The organism is Chromobacterium sp. W521 (genome assembly GCF_052805975.1).
In genome coordinates this window covers 41,275-59,895 of sequence record NZ_JBRBAF010000015.1, presented here as the reverse complement: position 1 = coordinate 59,895, position 18,621 = coordinate 41,275, and the positions used below count along the sequence as shown (strand labels likewise).

Sequence of the window (18,621 nt, the reverse complement as noted above, 5' to 3'; positions counted from 1 at the left end):
AGCCTAACCGTTGTCCGTGCTTGATAGACATGGACACTGCGTGACAACCCCACCAGCCGACAGGCCCGTTGCTCCGAGATAGGGGTCATCTTGCGCATCCGCTGCACCGCCTCACACTTCTGCTGCAGGGTTAATGCTTTATCCCAAGTGTGACTGCCTCGGCGTCCAAGATAGCCTCGGCCAGCAAGCACTTCAGCCGGGCATTCTCGGTTTTGAGCTCCTTCAGCCCCGTGGCATCTGAAACCTCCATGTCGCCGAACTTAGCCCGCCAATTGTAGAACGAGGCATCGCTAAAGCCATGCTGCCGGCACAATTCCTTCACCGTCACGCCGGCTTCGGCCTGGTTGAGAAACCTGATAATTTGTTCTTCCGTGAACCGTTTCTTCAAGTCCGTTCTCCTCGTACAAGACGAACTTTACTAAGTTTCGGATGGCTCTGTTTCGGGGAAGCAAGTCACCTAGCTAAGTGAATTTCGCCGCCATGCCAACGGCGTTTATTTTTTTGTATTGATACGAATATGGTTTAAATATTTATTTAAGTGATCCCTTATTGCTAGAACGGAGGGTTTTGATATTATGAAATTCCGTTCTAGTTAAAATTAACTCTTAGATATCATGAAAAAATATTTAGCTGCATTCTACATTTCTACGTGTGCCATTTGCGCACAAGCTTCTGATAATGGTATTTATGTTTTTGGTAATACAGGGCTCAATGTCTCAAAACTTGAGAATGAACAGATTTCGCATAAAAATCTAATCGTTAATGGTGAATACATACCAGAAATTCGTGCATTAACCTTTGACAATAAGTCTGCTGGTTCTATTGCCGAGCTAGGCGCAGGTTATGGCTTTAATAAAAACTTTGCGATAGAGCTATCTTATGCTTATTTAGGTGAGTATAAAAATAAATACAAACAAGAAATTAGGGATGAAAATGGAGAGTTGGTAAAAAGTTCTAAAGAAACAAATGGGAGCACAAAGCTAGATGCATGGCGTTTTGCTTTCCTCGGTGCGATCCCAGTCTCCGATACTATTAGCCTTTATGGCAAACTAAGTCTTAACCAGTTGAAGCAACGTATTAGGGTTGAAAATAACTCTGAAACATCGACTCTAGTAAAGCCTGGAATCGGTTTGGGTGTTAACTATAAGCTGACAAAAAACTTTAACGTGCGTGCTGAGTATGAGTATATTCCAGTGGGCGACGCTAAAATTGATTTATTTAAAATCGGTGTTGCTTATAAGTTTTAAAAACCTGATGCGCGATGTTTACATTGCGCATTTTTAATTTAATTGTAAAATCTTTGGTCAGTTATTTAAAATAATTGAATCGATGTTTAATTTGCTGAATCGTACCTACTTTCCTAAATATTTCTAAACCTCCCTCTAGTCTCTGACACAGAAAAGCTATGAGAAGGTGGTATTTTTCCAAGAAATGGTAGCATGCAAATGCTACACTTCGCGAAAACTAATTTGTTCATGTAACATTGCTTGCCATTCTTTAGTTTTTGCGCAAAAATTACTATTTGCCACGGTATCAGCTAATGAAAAAAGATTGTTTTGTATCAAAAAAAACAACAACATATATTAACAAGTTAGTTTTTATTGCGATGGGAATAACTTGCGGCGCGTTGATGCTTCCTGTCGAAGCTAGCGATTTGAAACATATTGATTGGGCGGGGAAGTGGCTAGGAGTGGAAGGCATGTATTTGAATATCACCCCGAGCAATGATCACTATCAACTTGAAATGCAATTTGATCTCGACAGTATGGTTTACCGTGGGACTGGCCTCGATGATCAAAAAGGCATTGTTTTTATCCGGGATAATAACAAATATATATTACGTGCTGGCCCTGGAAATCAATCGGGCTTGAAGGGGTTGAATAGCTTGCGCGATTGCTTAATCGTGGTTTCAGGAGAGGCTTATTGCCGTGATAAGTAGACTGTCCCGTACCTTAGTCAAATTTCTGCCTCATGCCGAAGCCCGCCAAAAGGCCTCGCGACTAATGCACCCAAGTAACTATAGCGGCTAGTTCGATTGTAAAAAGCTTTGATGTAATCGAATACATCTGATTTGGCCAATTCGCGGGTTTTGCTTATCTAGGCTCAGGTCCGCTGATCTGCTCCCCTTAGGTCTTACCAATCAAAAGTAGAGAGAAGTCCGTCACTGAAGGAGAATGACGGACATGAAGAAGAGCAGATTCACCGAAGAACAGATCATTGGCTTTCTCAAGCAGACCGAACTGAGCATGGCCATCAAAGAGGTCTGCCGGCAGGGCTGTTTCTCCGGGGCCACCTTCTATAAGTGGCGCAGTAAATACAGCGGCATGAATGTCGCCGAGCTTCAGCGCGCCCGAGATCTGGAGGCCGAGAACGCCCGTCTCAAGAAGTTAGAAGTTGCTGGCCGAGGCCCATCTCGACATCGAAGCCCTCAAGGTCGCCTTCGGGGTAAAGCGTTAGCCCCGCAGGCCAAGCGGCAGGCCATTAGCGTGATGTTGAGCAGTGGATTAGCGCTCTCAGAGCGCCGCGCCTGCCGGCTTGTGGGGCTCTCCCGAGATGCCTGGCGGCATCCGCCACAGGCGGATGCGCTGACGTGTCAGCTGACGGCTCGCATCGTCGAGATCGCGCAGACACGCCGCCGTTTTGGCTACCGGAGGGTGCATGATCTGCTGCGTCACGAATTCCCAGCCATCAATCACAAACGGGTTTACCGCTTGTACCGCGAGCAGGGCCTGGCCGTCAGGCGACGCAACCGCCGGCGCAAGCTCACTGGCGTGCGTACGCCGCTGCAGGCGGCCACGTAGTTGAACGAGGTGTGGAGCATGGATTTTGTCAGCGACCCGTTAGCCTGTGGCCGACGCTTGAAATGCCTGATGGTAGCCGATGACTTCAGCCACGAGGCGGTGCAGGTTGCGGTAGATTTCTCGATGTCTGGCCAATACGTCACGCGCATGCTGGATCAGGTGACGCAATTTCGCGGCACGGATAATGGGCCAGAGTCCACCTGTCGTGTGTTTATGGGGTGGGCACGAACGCATGGTATCCGGCACATTCTAATTCAGCCGGGTCGACCAATGCAGAATGGTTACGTTGAAAGTTTCAATGCCAGATTCCGCGCTGAGTGCCTGAATGAACATGTCTTCGATTCGTTGGCAGAAGCGCGGCAGATCATTGTGGCTTGGAGGGACGACTACAACCAGGTGCGCCCTCACGGTTCGATTGGCCGCAACCACCAGCAGTGTTTGCGGCACGCTATCGCCAGCAGCGGACCACCGAACTATCAAGCAGTACCACTACACCTAGGACTTCTCTCCTTATCGCTGGTATGGCTGGAGGGGGCAGATCAGGATTACAACGGCGATGTTCATCATCACAAGAGTGGAACTTGTTAAGTTTATTTGTATAAGTAGTCATTGATATTTACTTCATCAATTTGCGAGGGATCCATATAACTGTGAGCGTATTCGCTATAGATGCCGGTGCGTAGGAACAAGTCAAAGAGATCCGGATCAATGTGTTGATTTTTTTTCATTAAAGACATAATGTGAATGGCTTCTGACAAAGTCTTACCTTGTTTGTAAGGGCGATCTCCCGCGGTGAGAGCCTCAAAAATATCAGCGATAGCCATCATTCTTGCCGTCCAGCTCATTTCCTCTCTTTTTAGGCGACGAGGATAGCCGCTCCCATCCATTTTTTCATGATGACCACCGGCAATCTCAACAATATTGCGTAAATGCCGAGGTAAGGGTAGACCGCTTAGCATGATGATAGTCTGCATGATGTGTTCATTGATTTTGTATCGTTCTTCCTCCGAAAGAGTTCCGCTCTTTATTGATAAATTATAAATCTCGCCTCTGTTGTATAGATTTTCAGGAGCCTCAATACGGAATTGCCAACGACAGTCACTTGGCAATCTGTCATGCGTTCCTCTTGTTATGATATGATCAGCCTTATCTGCCAAAACATTTTCCAAGATCGGCAAGACTTCAAGCCCTTGCATATCCTTACGCTTCCGCTCCGCTTGACTGACTCCTAAGCGGTCACTCAGCGTCCTGACCCAAGTTCTTTCCGCAATTTTCTTTAGCCTAGAGACCCGATCCAGGTCCATGAACTCGCAGCCTTCATTACAGCTGGCCACAAAAAAATAATCGTCATCCAGCCGAGCCAACTCCTCAAGAAGCTGCGCCGATAATTGTTCTTGATTTGCGCCTTGTACAATTGCTTTCCAGTAGCTAATTTCTGCGTCTCGTTTCATCACTTCGAAACGCATGCGTACTTCATGTATACGGTCGTAAATAGTTTCTAATTTAGTTGCTTTATCCACTACGTACTCTGGCGTGGTCACTTTGCCACAATCATGTAGCCAAGCTGCTATATGCAGCTCTTCCCATTCTTCCGCGCTAAGATGAAAAGAAGCGAATACCCCCTGACTTTCTTTGCAGGCCGCCTCTGCCAGCTTCTTGGTTAAGTCGGGAACCCGCTGGCAATGCCCTCCTGTGTAAGGGCTTTTAGCATCAATCGCGCCCGCGATCAGTTTAATAAAAGACTCAAGAAGATTTTTTTGCTCACGAAGGAATTGCTGCGTTTGCAGAGCGATTGCGGCCGTTCCAGACAAGGCTTGGACAAAGGAAAGCCTGTCATCGTCCAAGCGAGTCTCGCTTTCATTAACAAGCAAAGAAACAACGCCTAATAATTCGTTGTTACGATCTTGCAGTGGAATGACCAGCAATGTCAGCGGCTGATCAATGACTCCTAACATCCCGAAGTGAGTTTGAGCCGTTTCTCTATCGAGAGCCAATAAGTGATTAGGGCTTTTTAATGCGTTAAAAAGCGGGTGATCGGGGTGGCTATCGGGGCTGATGACTAATAAAAGCTCTTCTTGCAAAGAAGTGCCATGCCATAAGTGTTTCACGTTCACAAAACTGCCGTTAGAGTTATCCATGAGTAGGAGTACACCGCCTTCGGCGTTAGACGCTTGCTGCAACTCCGTCAGCACGCGTTTTAGTAGTGTGGGGAAATGGGTTTCTGAAGCAAGTGCTGTGGAGAGCTCGAGAAACTGTCTAATAGTTGATTTCATACTATCAAAAGACTGCGAAAGCTCCACAACTTCCTTAATGGTCGAATTCACTTCGACTCTATTTGAAAAATCAAATCGACGAATTTTTTCCGCCTCTTCTGTGAGTTTTTTCAGCGGTCGTGACGCCAGTTTGGCAAGCCAAAAAGCGATTGCCACTCCAAAAAAAATGAGAATTGCCGTGACCAACAAAATGTGGTTACGTATCGCTAATGCATCTGCAAGCAACTCACGATGTGGCGCTGCGATGAGTAACTTCAAAAACTTTCCCCCGGGAACCGGTACTGATAAAATAGTGCCTTGCCAGTTCTCATTGTTTACACTGAACATTAAGCTTTTATTTTCTTGCTTAAGTTGTAGCAGTTGATTCAAAACGAGGTTGTTGATTTCAATGAGTTTTGGCAGGCTTAATTTGCCATTTTTTTCAACCTTAGCCTCTCCGCTGCCTAAGTCTGAGCTAATCACCGCCCCTTGATCACTCGTCAATGCCAGCGTACTGTGTGGTGTCATGCGTAGCTTTTGCAGAATGCGCCCAATATCATCTAATTGAATATCTGCCCCCGCTACCGCTCGGTTATTAATGCCACGCAGTGATAAAGTCACTCCGCTTTTTTTGGTTGTGTAAAAAAGATAAGGCTCAGATGTCACCAATACCGGAAAATCTACAGCCGTCTTGTACCAATTGCGAGAGCGGGGATCAAACCGATAATCGCTTCTCGCTTCTCGTGCTAGGATTTTTCCATCATCATTTAAATAAACAAACTCACCTAGAATGTCTGTGCTGGTATGTGTAATGCTTTGCACTATCCAGCCCGTACCGGCTGGCGCATGAAAAAGCTTGTTCGAAGAAAAATCAGAACGCCAGCGGCGCAACATGAAAAAATCTCCATTTTCATAGCCAATATAGCTTGACGTAAGCCACGGCAAGCGCTTCATTCCTATCATTAAGAATGAAAGGCTGTCTAGCCGTTTATTTAGCGTATTTGCCTGCATCAGATGCTGATAAGAAAGCAGCTCCACAAAAGCTGCGCTGGATTGGTATATTTGATCAATTTGCTGGCTTGTCTGATTGCCTGCTTGCTCCATGGCATTGCCGGCGGCATCTAAAAGTAATCGGGTTTCTTGCCGATAGTGATAGATGGAACTGATAAAGGCAAAGCTGAGCAGTAATCCAATAAACAAATAAGCAATATGGAGCTGCAAAGAAATCGTGCGTTTTATGGCATGCATGACCGTATGCTTTCACTAAAGTACTTTTTAGTAAAAATAATTGAATTTGTTTTTCATGGCTTTAAATTTAGAATACCCGTGTTTTTGTGTCAAGAAAGCTATTAATAGAGGCTAAACTTGTTGGTTTCGCGGCTGAGGCAAGGGGAGCCGGCGCAGGCAGTACTTGAGCACGGCAAGTGGGCGCAAGGTAATATCAGGGATTTTGTTAGCTGCTCTTGGCGGATCTTAAGTCAACAGTCAAAAATAATGCTGATATATTTTAAGGGTAGCCTGATTCGCATTTGAGGAATAATGCACTATTTTTGCGATAAAAACCGCCTCGCGAGCTAGGGGCTGGACAAGGCGAAAACATCTGAATAAGAGCGGATAACAAAATCCCTGATATTACCTTGCGCCCACTTGCCGTGCTCAGGTGCTGCCTACCCGCGTTTCGCGACGCGTAGCAGATCGTAAACAGGTTCTAAGAAACTGTTCGCGTTGTGGGGCCTGGCACGGTGAGGGCCGCTTCGAAAGGCTCGTGTTGCGCGTGAGTATTCTGCTTTCTCAGCCGTTTTCGCTTGGCCTCGTCTTGGTTGGCGTGATCCTGAACAGGTGCTTAAATCTCAAGCGAATGCTATTTTTAAGTGTTCTCTGATTTATTGTGACGCCTCATTTCCATATTATTTATTTGCCTTACCTATCGTTTTTCATTTTCTTGAGATTAAAGAGATGCTTAAAAAATTAGTTTTCCCGGCTCTTGCCACTATCTTGATGACCTTCGGCGTTGCGGCGTCGGCCGTGGCGGCTACGCCAGCAGATCCAGCGTCGGAAACCGGGTCAGCGCAAATCAGTTTGCTTATTGAAAAAAGCAATGTTACTTCGGTGCCTGGCTTAGATTTTAGTTTGAAAACTGGGAGCAATTTATCCCATTATCAAGCTAGCATTAATGGTGTGATTGGCAATACTCACACTTTGCCGGATTTTACTTTTGTAGCAACTCCAACTACTGGAATTGATCACGCAGCTTATAAAACACTTAATATAGCCGCAAAACTTGACAATAATTCCGAGAAATTGAACCTGTCTGGTGGTGGCGTAACTGACTATCTACAGATGACTCATAAAATCCAAAGGACGGATAATCCAACTGACTTTGCTGATCTTACTTCTGGTTCAGAAACGAATATTTTTTCCAAAACGGGATCAACTGCTCTGGCTATAGCAGGTCAAAATTTTACCAGAGTCATTAAAACTACTCTTAAACCGGCTCCTGGGAAAGCAAACTTCAGCGAGATGCCTTTTGGTCAATACGAGGGGGTTGTAAAGCTTATCCTTTCCGCGAATTGGTCAGATGGCGTATAACATCCCCATAATTTTATCAGCAAAACTCCGCACTAACTCAGCTAAGTTCTTTAAGCTACAAAGAGTGTTGCTGTTCGGTAAATTGCTGTAATTTTAATGGAGCCCACTTTGATAGAAGTGGGCTTTTTAAATGAACGAGTTTGAATGACTAGGTTGATGATGATTAAGGCTTTCGGCTTTTCCTTGGCTTGCTGCATGGTGTCTAGCACGGTTTGGGCGCTTGGGTTTGATGAGCTGGCTATTTTCTTGGCTTCGGATCAGCAGCAAGTTAGCCAACGGATTAGAAACCCCGCGGCTTCGGCTAAACTGGTGACAGTTAAGGTGGAGCCTATGGATAGCCCAGAAACCATGAATGTGATAGCTATCACGTCACAGCAGCGTGATGAATTATTATTTACCCCTTCTCGCCTTATATTGCCCGCGGGGGGGGATTTTCATGTACGGTTTATCTATCAAGGGCCCAAGGATGATAAGGAGCGCTATTATAAAATTACCTGGGATGGCGTGGATGTGAAGAAAAAAAATGAGGACAGCTCATCTCCGCAGGTGCAAAGCATGATAGAGACCAGAATATCAATCTCTACCACCCTGGTGGTGCTGCCTCGGCATGCCCGATATGATTATCATTTTGACAATCAAAAGATAAGTAATTCAGGAAATGCCACCCTGGAGCTCTCCGCATCCGGTCCCTGTCTGGATAAGGCCAAAAAACATTGCAATGAAGTTTTCCCGCTATTGCCTGGAAAGACTAAAGCATTTAAAGAGGTTGATTTGGCCAGTAAGGAGGCAGTGGTGATGATGTGGAAAAATAAAAAAGGAGAGTTGTTAAAGCATCAATAAAAACGGCTTTGCTTACTGACTAACACTTTTTTATTATAACACCTGGCGTGGTGTTGAATTCTTTGTCACGACTGTATTGATATTTTCTGATTGTTGATGTTATTGCGACTGTTTTCGCTAAATGTGCATTATCAAATCTTGGTTAAATGACGCTGATACAGATTCGTGGTGCCCGCATTGTGTTAATCCTTTAAATTATGTAGATATTGTTGCTTGCTTATGATCCGCTACTTTCCAATCGTTCATTTGTCTTTCGTACTGATGATTATCTGTTATGTTCCGCATAGTAAAGCACAAGTGTCGGCCGTGGAGAGTTCGGCTTGTGAGCAAGACGGCCGCTCCAGCGGCTGCCTTGCGCCCGGCTCCAACCGGTCAGCCGAGGCTACCGGCGGTGTATCTCATGGGTCGCCAACGGGTGCGGGTGTTCAACAATATGATGGGCAACCGGATGTATCTGCCATCCGCGCTAATGTATGCGAACGGGTAGATAAGTCCGCAGCGGAAGAGCCTGGCTTGGATAAAGGCATGGGGCCGGAAACGGCTACTGATTCTGCCCTGCCCGAGGGCGCCCCTGTTGACGCTCCGGCGGCTAAACAACGGCTATCGGCGGAGCCCGGCTCGCCGCGCAGGGTTTCGCCTTGGGGGGAAGAGCCTCCGGAATTGAAAAGTCTTGGGCTGTCTGACGATATTGTACAGCTATTAAAGTCCGGCATGGAATTGCCCTTGCTATTGCGCAATGTCGATGCTGAGGCTCATGATAAAGACTTGGTCATTGCGGATATCAAGCTGCTATTACTGGATGATGCATTGTATCTACAGCAGCTGATATGGCGTGAAAGACCCGATGGTCCCCAATTAAGCTCGGAGTTTAAAGAACAAATTCTTGCTGGAGTTGGTAAAGAGTTAGATGAAAGAGGGCGCTTAGTTCTTTCGGATTATGAGCAATTGCATTTCAATATGTTGACTTTCAAGGCTGAGTTGTGGGCGGCGCCTGGCAGCTTCAGTGCTCGGCCTATCAGTCATCGGTATTTTTTAGCGGCGCCTAAGTCTCGGCAATTAGGCAATATCTTTCAATACAGCGCAAATGGGTATTTTTCCCAAAATCAAGGAAAAAGCACTTCTTCTCATTTTTTGCAATTCAATAACTTAACCGGCTGGGGTGTGAATAGCATCAATTTGTCCGGGTCGCTTAATCAGGCATCCGGCGATAACCGTAAAAGCCTTAATATTGATCGCGCGCTTTATAGCCGCGACTTTGGCGGCCGCAGCCTTTCGCTTGGCATGCTGGAAAGCTGGTCGATGCAAAGCTTGGGCAATGTATCGACATTGGATAGCAATAGTTTGTATGGTTTTTCCTATGGCAATGTGAGCCGATCGGTGATGCTTGATCGTTCGCAATCATTGATTCCCGTGACTGTGTATCTTGCCAGCGCCGGCGATGTGCGCATTCTTCGCGATGGCCGTTTGTTGAATGTGCAACGAATGGAAATGGGCAACCACAATTTAGATACTTCGATGTTGCCTAATGGCCTATATGATGTAGAGCTGGAAGTGGTGCAGGGGGGGAAAATCGTGGCGCGTAAAATGGCGAGAATCAATAAACCTAGCGATGAAAGAAGCTTTAGGCAAGATTTGAGCTGGCAGTTTTGGGGCGGGCATAGCCGTCAACGCGAGCATGATAGTAAGGAAACGGCTAAGTTGTTGCTAGGGCTGTCGCTATCCGGCGCTTGGCAAAACTTGGATTGGGATAATTCTTTGTATCGCAACGGTCATCTTTGGACACAAGAGGGGCGAGTCAAGTGGCCTCTCTGGGATAACGCGCGCATTGAGTTGCAGAATTTGTTTGGCAGCAATGGCAATCGCCGCTGGATGGGGATGCTGGATATCAGTTTGCCCGACGGCATGGGGTCGCTTTGGTATACGCGCGAGCGCAGCGAGCCGGGCCGTGATATTCGTCAATTGAGCGCGCGTGATAGCGATAGCGCTCACTTGTCCCTCGCATTGTCTAAATGGTGGAAAGCGGCCGGCACGCTTGGACTCAGTTATGAACGAGAGCGGAATACCCAGCAGCGCACCACGCGTTTGGATTATCGACAGACGGTTTACCAAGGCAGTCTGGGTTCCATGGATTTGCAGATGGGCTCGAATTGGAGCCGCGGCGGTAATGTCAATCAAGGCAATCGCCAACTGTATGCCACGTTGTCAATGACTTTGGCTTTGGGCAGCGATTTTAGCCTGGGCGTGTCTCGTCAGGGCGATCAAAGTTCGCTGGATTTAAGCGCGAGTCATCGGTTTAGCGACGGTTTGCTTAAGCAGGTTGGCCTTAGCGCGAGCAAGGATTTTGGCGAAAACGCTCGCGACGATGTGCGTGCGCGGGTGTATGCCGACTATGCCGGACGGTATGGCTCCGGTTCCGGCTCCTGGAGCGGGGCTGGGACGAGCCAAAGCCTCAACCTGTCGCACCGCGGCAGCCTAGCGTGGTCTCCTGATGGGCTGGCGGCGGGCGGGAGCGATCGGGAGGATGTCGCCGCCGTCGTGATCCAGTTGCCTGAAGTGAGCCGAGGCGAGCTGGAGGCGGAGATTGACGGCCGTAGCCATCCCTTGGAGAGCGGCGCTAATGTCCTGAGTTTGCCGGCTTTCAAGGAGTATCGTGTCGCGGTGCGAAACACCAAGTCCGCGGCCAGTTCTTACCAGGTGTCCGGCGGCGAGCACACTTTCATGCTCTATCCGGGCAACGTGGTCAACCTCAAGCCGGCGATTAAAACAATGGTAACGGTATTTGGCCGGCTGGCCATGGCGGACGGCTCGCCTTTACGCCATGCGCGCGTGCAAAACCATATTGGCATGGCGCAGAGCGATGACAATGGTTATTTTTCCATTGACGTGGATCGGGCTTTCCCTGAGTTACGCGTAGAGACCGCCCAAGCGGGCGAGGTTTTTGATGTGAGGATGGAGCTTAAAACAGCGGGTACCGCTGTTTGGCTGGGGGACGTTGTTTGGCGTGGCGGAGACACCAAGCCCTTGCTCGTGAAGCCCTTGGAGGCGGGATGAGGGCGGCGGCGGGCCTGCCTCATTGATCCGCAAGGACATTGTTGTACGGCGCTTGGATACGCTGATAACCCTTGATGCGGCGCAACGCGGCATCAGGGGTTTGTTAGCCGCTTTTAGCCGCCCTCAGCGGCGCTTAGCCTTTTCTTGACGAGTATGAGTTTTTATTTCCTGTTTAGGTGTCTATATGTTTTCTCGGTCTATTGTCTTTGGCGCGTTGATGGCGGGCTTATTGCTGTCCATGAGCGGACATGCCCAGCCTTCCGCGCCGTCGGAAACCCTCACCGGCCGTTATGAGTTGTTGCTTATCGAGGACCGCGCCGCGGATGTCCAATATGTCAGCACGCTCGGGGTCAGCGATGCTCGCATGGGCGCTATTTACGGCGCCGCCAGGGTGGGCGCGGGAGCGAAGACGCTCTTGGGCTGGCGCCCGCCGGCGGAGTTCAAGGCGGATGAGGTGCAAAGCCGTTTGGGGGTGATGCCTGGGGTGTTTGCGCCACGCGGCGGCAAGAATTTCTTCCCTTTCACCGAGCAGGCTTTTAATCGGTTTCGCCAATTGGATCTGGGCGCCAGCCTAGCGCTGGACGTGCAAGACAAACAACAAGCCAAACAAGCCATTTACCGAGGCAAGGCGGTGCGCGCGGCGGTGCTAAAGAGCGCGGTGTTGCGCCTGGACCCGCCGGCGGGCGGAGGGTCGGCCTGCCGCGACGAGCGTGTCAATCATATCGATGGCAAGCTCTGCGAGCTGCGCCGCTATGCCGGGCGCGGCGCAGACGGCATGGCTTTCAATGCGGCTGGCAAGCTGAAGTTCACGGTGCGTTCTACGCTGGGTGAGGACGCCCGGAATGCCTATTATCGGGTGGGGAGCGGCGCTTGGCTGAGCTTGGGTCAGTCAACGGGGCTGAATGCCTTTAACGGCCAGGGCGGCATCGAGGTTTTTTTGCCGCTGCCCAAAAAGTTTCCGTCGGCGGAGCAGCGGGAGCGCATGGTAGAGCGCCTGCCCAAGACGCCAGAGCGCTTGTCGCAGTTATTGGAAGCGGTGTTTGATTCGTCGGCGCGCGTCGATGACGGTTTTAAACTGTCTTTACGCGACAATGTCATGCGCGAGCTGCAGGGGAGCCCGGGCTTGCGCCAACACAGTCCATTGCGTTTATCGCGTTTGGGCGTGGTGCTGATTGAGGACGCGCAAAGCGGCAGTTACGTGGCCACCGCGCATGGTCATGACGGCCAAGCCCTTTTTGGCGAGCCGCGGGCCTTGCGCTGGCGGCTGGGGGAACATGGCGCGAATGGCTTCAAGCTCCAGTCTCTCAAGCTGCCTCAGGGGGTGGAGGGTGGAGCTGATCCTGAGGGCGGCGGGGTGATTTTGAAGGCCTCGTCCTTGGATGGCATGCGCGCGCGCGGGCTAGGGGCGCAAGTTCTGTTGGGGCTGGAAGGGGCGGTGGACGGCCAGCGCCAGATATGGCGCAGCAATATCGTCAAAAGCGGGCAGTTGAAGCTGAGCTCGCCAAAAGGCGAGGCTTGTCGTCAAGACAGCGTAGGGGGCCAGGCCGGCCTGGTTTGCGTGTTGCGCCAAATCGACAGCGCCGAGGGCGGCACGGATGTGGATGGGGATACGCGTTTCATGGTAGGCGGCCGGCTGGGTTCATTGAAGGCGTTGAATGCGCGTTATCGAGTGGGCGGAGACTGGCTGCCGCTGGGAGAGAGCGTAGCGCTTTCTCGGTTTAAGAGCGGCGGTAAAATCGAACTGTTCATTGCTAAGCCAGAGCAAGCGCAAATTGAGCATTGGAAGAGTTTGGCAAAAGGCCGGCTCAAGGAAAAAAACCTGTCGGAGGCTTTGCAGCAGCTGCGAGACCGCTATATAAGCCAGGCGCTGGAGATGAGCTTCTTTGCGGCGAAGCGGCCTGCGGATAGATTCAAGTTAGACTTGTTGTGGACGCTGCCAGAAAAGTTTCTGAGCTTGGATCTGGCGCAGGCGAAGATTATTACAGGCCCTCTTCATGTTTCGGATATTCATGTTAATAAGTTGAATGGTGAGAGTGGTAGCTTTATACGTAATCACTCTCAAGCTAAGATTACAGTGGTTTTTAATCGGCCATATCTACTTTCAGATTTTGTGCGAGGAGATGAATTGATTTTAACTTTAAATTATTCGGCTAGCGATCCGAAAGTGAAGGTCGTTAACAACAATACTTGGATAGTGCAGCAGCTGTCCGAATCGAATGAGCTTTTAAAGGTTGAGGTTCAGACTGCCACGGGAGGCCAAGAGTCAAAGTTAATATTGAGTCCTTTGACTAATGCTAAGAAGTTAGTCATATTACATGATGTTGGCTTCTATCCTGGGGAAAAAACTTTCGCTGCTCTGTTCAAGAAAAGTAATGTACGACCAGAGGCAAAGTTTAATGTTGTAGATAGTAGTATTAATGGAATCGCTCGTATTAGTGGTGGGGATTTGTCTAAGGGGATCGACCACCCTCAGTTTTTTTACGACAAAGGTATAGACAAAGGTAAATTGGCTTTTCAAGTTATCGTTCGCATGGCGGATCGCTCTGCTCATGCATCGCTTCAGCTTAGAGTTAATGTGGTAAAAATAAGAGATGTTACTGATGTTGTTGAATTTAGTTGTAATTCTAATGATGATTTTACAGCCACTAAGCATGGGAGCGGGAGTATAGTAAATTTCAAACGTCATCAAGCTAGTTACGCTATAAGCTGCAAGTCAAATGTAGAAATAAAAGATATTGTAACTATAAAAGCAGCATTAGAGGTGAAGGCTAGCTCTGTGGCACCGACTTACGATGCTCAAGAAATCAAGTTAGTTATATCTCCGAGCCAGCCAGATGGTTTAACTTTACATAGCAATCCTGAAGATCAAAATAAGATGGCAGTGAGTGGTTTGTCAGATATATATTTTGACTTTACTGTTAGCGGGAATGACCAGCGCAATCGTGTCCTTGTATCACTGGAGAGTTTGGCAGTCAACATTATCCCCCACGATAAGCAGGTTGATATTCAAGATTTGGGTAATGGCATTTACGAATTGACTTTGCCGCAACATTCAGATTCTTCTAAAAAAGTTAAATATTCATTCACTATCAAAGATGTGCCGTTTCTAGAGCTGGGTATAGGCGGAGGCAGATCTGACGTTGGCATAGGTCTTTCGGTGTCGGTAGGCGCATATAATCAACCCTATAGAAATTCGCTCACTCTTTTAGCTCCTCGTGATTTTAAAGTAAAGCCTATTAAAAGAACGCCTTCTGAGTTGCTGCTGGACGTTTTTTGGGTGAGGCCAAACTATGTATTTATTTCAGGAGGTAAGTTTAAGTTTAGAGTGGAGAGTGGCTCTGAACTATTGGATTTAAGCGAGGCACAATGGTCTTGTGGTGGTGTTAACCCGGGGATTGAAGTGATTGACGGTGCTAGTATTTATGTCAATGCTGATTGTTCAAGGAATTTAGGAAGGTTGACTGTCCCTTTTAAAAAATCCAAAAAGGGAGAGACTGTTCCGGTGACTGCTTTTCTTCAGGTTGGGAAGAAGGAAATGAAAATAAATTTTGATTCAGTATCTTGGCATGACGCTCGCGTTTCGGTTGGCGGATTTGATTTTATTTTACCTGAAAAACAGTGGAATATTGTGCTTGATTCGGCGAGCGCTTGGGGTCAAGAGCCTCCTTATCATCTCCTGGTCAAGCCTACAGGCAGTGCGCCAGACAGTGGCAATGTCGCGCTTAATGTATCCGTTCAGGGTGACACGCGTTTGCAAGGGCGGTTTCATAGATCGTGCTTTTTGAAGCCTGTATTTGAGTTCGAAAAGGTTGATCGCAAGCGTGAGCCGGTTTTCAGTTATACAGGCTCATTGCCCTATAGCGGAGCTACCAAGCTGACTAGTCAATTTGGTATTCCCATTTATTTAAAAGAGTTGAATGGCGAGTGCGGGGGGCGAACGACGGACTTGCGCTCGATACCTATTGATGTTTATCAGGGCAGCGTTTCTCTTAAAGTGGAGACCGTTTGGCGCTGATAAATCAGAGCGGGAGGGTATTGCGGCTATGGCTAAGAGCCGTTAACCCTGATGCCGCGTTGCGCCGGCTTGCCGTGCTCAGCCTGCGTCGGCGCGCCTTGGCTCAGGCGTGAAACTGAGTTTTGCCAGCGATGTTTAGCGGTTTTTAATCATTGAATATTTCTTTGTTTTGCCCTGTTGCGTGGGATATTGAAACTGAAATGGAGTTTAGCAATATGAAGCAGATTAGCGACATCATTGTATTCCAGCGTCACGAGGCGGCGGAGCAATCCTTTGCCGCGCCGGAGGCGGTCCGCATCGTTGGCGAATGCAGGCAAAGTGTGGTCAATCATTATTCCGACCCCAGCGGCAGGTTTCACTGCGGTATGTGGAGCGGCGGTCTGGGGCACTGGAAAGTGCGCTACAAGGAAGATGAATTCTGTTCCCTGCTGAAAGGCCGGGTGAGGATTTACGATGAGGCTGGACAGAGTGTGGAGTTGATGCCGGGCGAGCATTTTGTGATTCCCGCCGGCTTTGTTGGCACCTGGCAGGTGTTGGAGCCCGCTTGCAAAACTTATGCGGTGTTTGAGCCGCCGCAGTGGCGGGAATGAAGCTGCCCAGCGCGCGTCGGACCGGATAGCTGGTTTCTAGGTTTTAAATTATTAAGAACCTGTTTGCAATCTCGCGAGCAAGGGCGAGATCAGGCGAAAGCGGTTGAAAAAGCGCAGTGTACACACGGTATATGAGCATTTTGAAGTTGCACTCACCAGCCAGGTTTCACGACGCGCAGCAGATCGTAAACAGGTTCTAGGCGCATCGCTTTGGCAGGTGTTTGGGGTGTCGCGCATGCCGGATGGCAGCGCGCCGCTTGCAGCGTGTCCGACTTGATCCTCAAGCCATCGCGCCTACCGGCGGCCCTGGCATGGCCATCTCGTCGGCCGCGCCCGATATCATCGTTCTTAGGAGGTGGTCATGACAGGCTGGTTTAATAAATCCGCGCAATCGGAAGATTTGGAACAAACCATCCATCAATTTCAGTGCGTGCTGGATAATAGCGACAATCTAATCATGTTGTGCGACACCGGTCCGGACAATGTGATTTTCTATATGAACAAGACGGCGCGCGATGTGCTCAAGAAGCACCATGTTTCGCTGAACCAGCGCTTTGACGCTGGCGTGGACGTGAATCAGGCGATGAATCACAGCATCCATCAGTTCCATCGAGACCCCTCGCACAATAGAAGAATTCTGGCGGACTTGGCCGCCCGCAAGATGCCGTTTCACAGCGCGCAGATTCCAGTGGGCGATGTAATTTTTGAAACCAAGGTTTTCCCGATCTGGAGTCGGCAAGATAGCAGCAAGCTGCTTTGTTTCATGGCCAGCTTTAAAGATGTGTCGGCTGAGGAAAGAGCGCGTCAATTGCAGGAAGAAAACGACAAGCGCCGGCAATTCCTGGAGGCGCGCATCAATGAGCTTTCCGAAAATATGCAGGCGATGAGCGCCAGCATCCAGAATGTGGCGGTGCAAACTTCTTCCGCTTCCGAATCCGCAGAGCTGATGTTGGAGGAGAGCCGCAAGGGCTCCACCATTGTTGGCAAAACCAGCAATGGCATGAAGAGCGTTGGCGCCATGGTGCGCCACACCGCGGACAGCCTGGTTTCGCTGGGCGCGCGCTCGGACACCATCGGTCAGATCATCAGCGTGATCAAGGATATTGCCGATCAGACCAATTTGTTGGCCTTGAACGCCGCCATCGAGGCGGCGCGCGCCGGCGAAATGGGCCGCGGCTTCGCCGTGGTGGCGGATGAAGTGCGCAAGCTGGCGGAGCGCACCGCCACGGCGACGCAGGAGATTGGCGAAATGATACGCATGATCCAGACCGAAGTGCTTCAAAACGTGAAAGCTATCGAAGAAGGCCGCAACACGGTGACCGCCACGGAGAGCGATTTCCTGTGTGCGGAACAGGCTTTGGAAGCCATTGTCCGTGAAATCAACCATATGCGTGATTTCGTGGTGCAAATCGCCAATGCGGCGGAGGAGCAGGCGGCCACGTCGCAAGACATCGCCGAAAAGCTGCTAGAAATCTCTCAGAAAAGCTGACGATATCGGAGCCGGGACTCTGTATCCGAACTGCATGGATGATTTGCTGGGAGGTGGTTCAAGGCCCGCCGCGCTTTAGATGTCGTCGATGGCTAGTCTCAATCAGAACATCATCAAGCACAAGATCGGCTTATTAAACTTGGCCAGCCGAGCTGGGTAATGTGTCCAATGCCTGCAAAATGATGGGCATGTCCCGCGGCACTGTTTATTGTTACCAGAATGCGGTCGCAGAAGGTGGCGTCCAGACGTTATTCAATGCTAGCCAGCGCAAGCCCAACTACAAGAACCGCATAGACGAGATCATAGAAGCCGCCGTCGTCGCCTATGCGACCGAGCAGCCGGCGCATGGACAGGTTCGCGTCAGCAACGAACTGCGCTAGCGCGGCGTGTTTGTCCCCCCTTCTGGTGTCCGTTCTATTTGGCTGCGGCACGATCTAGCGTCGTTCAAGCAACGGCTGCAGGCCTTGGAGCGGGTGATCGCCTAGCTGAGCATGAGATGGGCGTACTGCGCATCCTTACCGATCGCGGCACGGAGTATTGCGGCAAGCCAGGAGGCAATAATTATCAGCTGTACTTGGCGGTGAACGACATTGAACACACCAAGACCAAGGCGCGGCATTCATAGACGAATGGTATCTGCGAGCACTTCCACAAAACGATTCTGCAGGCGTTTTACCAGGTGGTGTTCCGCAAGAAGCTTTACCTGACGCTCGACGAGTTACAGGCCGATCTGGATGCCTGGCTGATTCACTACACCCAAGAGCGAATCCACCAGGGAAAGTTGCGCTGCGGCCGTACGCCGTTGTAGACCTTTATCGAAGGCCAATCGGAATGGAGGGAAAAGGTCGACAAGCTTAGTTGATCTGACAATCGGGCACCGTCAAAACGGGTGACAGTCAGATCAAGTCTGAACTTTTACAGATCATAACATGGAGCCCATATGGGATATGAATTGTCGCCCCCTTTCCCACTGGTCAGCCTAGCTGGCCAGTGG

General features: G+C 49.5%; 9 protein-coding genes and 4 pseudogenes. 10 read left to right on the top strand and 3 right to left on the bottom strand.

All coding sequences use genetic code 11. The annotated features are described in order from the left end of the window. Positions 1-14: 14 nt before the first annotated feature. Positions 15-388 (bottom strand): annotated as a pseudogene (locus ACUXV1_RS20350) (transposase); the annotation flags it as partial. Between the two features lie 226 nt (positions 389-614). On the opposite strand from ACUXV1_RS20350, the gene ACUXV1_RS20345 reads away from it, so the two are divergent. Both ACUXV1_RS20345 and ACUXV1_RS20340 read left to right on the top strand, forming a co-directional pair. Then, a complete protein-coding gene (locus ACUXV1_RS20345) occupies positions 615-1,247 on the top strand; it encodes a porin family protein (RefSeq protein ID WP_446016343.1) in 633 nt (210 codons plus the stop codon). 293 nt (positions 1,248-1,540) lie between these two features. After that, positions 1,541-1,939, top strand: coding sequence for a hypothetical protein (locus tag ACUXV1_RS20340; RefSeq protein ID WP_446016342.1), 399 nt, complete (start codon positions 1,541-1,543; stop codon positions 1,937-1,939). A 30-nt stretch (positions 1,940-1,969) separates the two neighbouring features. Here ACUXV1_RS20340 and ACUXV1_RS20335 read toward each other — a convergent pair. Continuing rightward, positions 1,970-2,097, bottom strand: a pseudogene (locus ACUXV1_RS20335) (IS3 family transposase); the annotation flags it as partial. An 86-nt stretch (positions 2,098-2,183) separates the two neighbouring features. On the opposite strand from ACUXV1_RS20335, the pseudogene ACUXV1_RS20330 reads away from it, so the two are divergent. Further along, a pseudogene (locus tag ACUXV1_RS20330) lies at positions 2,184-3,292 on the top strand (IS3 family transposase); the annotation flags it as partial. A gap of 99 nt (positions 3,293-3,391) precedes the next feature. On the opposite strand, the gene ACUXV1_RS20325 reads toward ACUXV1_RS20330, so the two are convergent. After that, a complete protein-coding gene (locus tag ACUXV1_RS20325; RefSeq protein ID WP_446016341.1) occupies positions 3,392-6,301 on the bottom strand; it encodes an HD domain-containing phosphohydrolase in 2,910 nt (969 codons plus the stop codon). A 591-nt stretch (positions 6,302-6,892) separates the two neighbouring features. Here ACUXV1_RS20325 and ACUXV1_RS20320 point away from each other — a divergent pair. The 7 genes and pseudogenes from ACUXV1_RS20320 to ACUXV1_RS20290 all read left to right on the top strand — a co-directional run bounded on the left by ACUXV1_RS20320 (position 6,893) and on the right by ACUXV1_RS20290 (position 18,435). Beyond that, positions 6,893-7,642, top strand: coding sequence for a hypothetical protein (locus ACUXV1_RS20320; RefSeq protein ID WP_446016340.1), 750 nt, complete (start codon positions 6,893-6,895; stop codon positions 7,640-7,642). A gap of 144 nt (positions 7,643-7,786) precedes the next feature. Beyond that, positions 7,787-8,482, top strand: coding sequence for an EcpB family pilus assembly chaperone (locus ACUXV1_RS20315; protein ID WP_446016339.1), 696 nt, complete (start codon positions 7,787-7,789; stop codon positions 8,480-8,482). Positions 8,483-8,701: 219 nt separating this feature from the next. Continuing rightward, the gene (locus tag ACUXV1_RS20310; RefSeq protein WP_446016338.1) at positions 8,702-11,533 is read left to right on the top strand and encodes a TcfC E-set like domain-containing protein; all 2,832 of its coding nucleotides are present in this window, start codon (positions 8,702-8,704) and stop codon (positions 11,531-11,533) included. A 184-nt stretch (positions 11,534-11,717) separates the two neighbouring features. Next, the gene (locus ACUXV1_RS20305; protein ID WP_446016841.1) at positions 11,718-15,548 is read left to right on the top strand and encodes a hypothetical protein; all 3,831 of its coding nucleotides are present in this window, start codon (positions 11,718-11,720) and stop codon (positions 15,546-15,548) included. 215 nt (positions 15,549-15,763) lie between these two features. Continuing rightward, a complete protein-coding gene (locus ACUXV1_RS20300; protein ID WP_446016335.1) occupies positions 15,764-16,138 on the top strand; it encodes a cupin domain-containing protein in 375 nt (124 codons plus the stop codon). Between the two features lie 361 nt (positions 16,139-16,499). Further along, positions 16,500-17,627, top strand: coding sequence for a methyl-accepting chemotaxis protein (locus tag ACUXV1_RS20295; RefSeq protein ID WP_446016334.1), 1,128 nt, complete (start codon positions 16,500-16,502; stop codon positions 17,625-17,627). Between the two features lie 88 nt (positions 17,628-17,715). Then, positions 17,716-18,435: pseudogene (locus ACUXV1_RS20290) on the top strand (helix-turn-helix domain-containing protein). Positions 18,436-18,621: the final 186 nt, after the last annotated feature.